Raw genomic sequence first — 2,012 nt, 5'->3', positions numbered from 1 at the left:
CCGAACCTCGAAAGGAACTGACCGTGCACCCCTTCCCGGACCGGCTCTCCGCTATTGCTTCCGAAGCGCTCCACCGCGGCGCGACGGCGGACACACACAACCTCGGCGGTCTCCACGCGGAGATCCATCACGCCGACTGGGACATCGCACCGGCCAACCTGCCGCACGAGGTCTGGGACCGGCTACTGACCAAACACCGCACCGCCGCCTGACAACACGAGGACCCCGACACGGGGCGCCATGTCGCGCACCAGCCCCTCTGGGCAAGTGAAGCAGCCGATCACCGCGCGCGACAAACTGAAGAAACAGGCCGCTACACACCAACCGATCTGAGGAAACTCCGCAGATCAGGACCGTGAAAATCAACGGTCTGGCAGTGTGCAGCGACCTGTTGCTCGTCGCGGAAGCCACCATAAACCGCCCCACCGACAACAACCGAACCAGCAAAGCCGCCGCGACACCACAAGCCGGTCCCGGCCCGTAGCTCCTCGCAATCACCACCCAGCCACCCAGCCAAGACACACTTCGCGGCGAGTCGCATTTGGTGGTTCCGACCGTGCGCATGAATGTGCCCCAGCATCGGGGGGGTGATGCTGGGGCACAGGTGCCCAGGTCGGGGGGGACGCTGGACACAGGGTGTCTGCAGAACAAAATCTGGGGGGATGCTCTGCGAACGCGATGAAGTCTACGGTCCGCATTCGCGAGCGAGGAACGGGCCCTGGTCGACGATGGCCCCGGCGCCGACCTGACTGCGCCGGTAACGCCCACATCATCTTGCACCTGTCGATGCCCTTTCGATTGTGGTGCGGGCCTGAAAACAGGCACCCTGTGCGCTTACTCGCGAGTAGGAAAATACTGTCGTAACGTTCGCTAAGTGAGCACTGATTCACCGGTGCATGCAGCACTGCCGGTGGCGGCATTGGTCGGCTTCCTTGTCGCTGCGGCCCTCGGAGAAGACGGAGAAGGACCTGATGGCTGTTACCGAAACGATGACCAGCGCACTCGGCGCCGTACGCCTTGCCTTCGATGCCGGAGTCGCCCTGGTAGCCATGGTTGTGGCTGTGCCCGTTGCGTTCGCCTGGAGCGAGGGAACCGCGATGGCACGGAGTGTGCGCGGCGACATCGCCCCGTGGGATGTGGAACGGGAAGAACAACGTCAGGTCGAGGTCGATTCCCCGGCGGTGCTGACAGCGCGCAGCGGGCCCTTGCGGAACGGGACGACGACGGCGATGCACTCGGCCTTGTACAGCCCGAGCGTCGCCTCCGCCCCCGGGTCGTCATCGGTATCCGCAACCGACCCGATCGACGGCCGAAGGACTTGCAGAAAGAGGGGTTTCCCGAACCGAACGGCCGGGCGACACCTCCCTGCCGACGATCGGCCGGCGACCGGGTCGACAGCGAACGCCGTGTACGCGAAGAGGGAGTCATCCACACGTAGGTGAGTCTGCGACTGACTACTGTTCCGGCCGCTGCGGTGCGTCCCAGTTCCGTGCATAGATCGCATGAATCGATCGACTCACCGTTACCCACCGACGTCGCGACCAGCTCCCTGGCGAGTCGAATCCGGCACTGCTCGTACCGCTTTCATCAGCGGTACGATCACCGACGTTCACGGTCACCGTTTCTTCTGATCCTCCCAGGTCAGGCGGTAAGACCGCGAAGTGCTTCACGCTGGTTCGCACCCAGGCCGCCGATCCGCCGGTTGTCGGCGATCGCCAACTCCTCGAGGATCTGCGCCGCTTTCACCGGACCCACGCCGGGAAGCGCCTTCACCACCGCCGAAACGCGTGTCTTCTTGACGGTTTCGTCGGTCTCCGCCTTCGCGAGGACGCCCGCGATCGTGAGGTCGCCGGCCTTCACCGCGGACAGCAGTTCGGTCCGCGCTTTCCGCGCCACAGCGGCCTTCTCCAGCGCCTGTGCACGCTGCTCGGGTGTCAACACGGGCAATGCCATGAACGGTCCTCCTCGTTGCTCTCACCGGCCAGACCGGACGGTTTCGATCCATCGTGCCA

The 2,012-nt window shown here is 64.6% G+C and carries 3 protein-coding genes; 1 reads left to right on the top strand and 2 read right to left on the bottom strand.

Annotated features, from left to right (window positions below):
- Positions 1-212 (top strand): hypothetical protein (locus WAW17_RS11055; RefSeq protein WP_422333025.1); only part of this gene is annotated, 212 nt, incomplete at its 5' end.
- Between the two features lie 944 nt (positions 213-1,156).
- On the opposite strand, the gene WAW17_RS11050 is transcribed toward WAW17_RS11055, so the two are convergent.
- Both WAW17_RS11050 and mihF read right to left on the bottom strand, forming a co-directional pair.
- Positions 1,157-1,432 (bottom strand): hypothetical protein, encoded by a 276-nt coding sequence (locus WAW17_RS11050; protein WP_422333024.1) that lies wholly within the window; start codon positions 1,430-1,432, stop codon positions 1,157-1,159.
- A gap of 209 nt (positions 1,433-1,641) precedes the next feature.
- Positions 1,642-1,953: an integration host factor, actinobacterial type gene (mihF, locus tag WAW17_RS11045; RefSeq protein ID WP_422333023.1), complete on the bottom strand. Its 312-nt coding sequence runs from the start codon at positions 1,951-1,953 to the stop codon at positions 1,642-1,644.
- Positions 1,954-2,012: the final 59 nt, after the last annotated feature.

Origin of the sequence: Rhodococcus sp. (in: high G+C Gram-positive bacteria) (assembly GCF_049286785.1) — a bacterium.
In the GTDB taxonomy this organism is placed as follows: Bacteria; Actinomycetota; Actinomycetes; order Mycobacteriales; family Mycobacteriaceae; genus Rhodococcus_F.
This window is presented reverse-complemented; position numbering and strand designations above follow the sequence as displayed.

Excerpts from the sequence above, each read along its gene's own strand:
- mihF (WP_422333023.1), bottom strand. The coding sequence starts at position 1,953 with ATGGCATTGCCCGTGTTGACACCCGAGCAGCGTGCACAGGCGCTGGAG.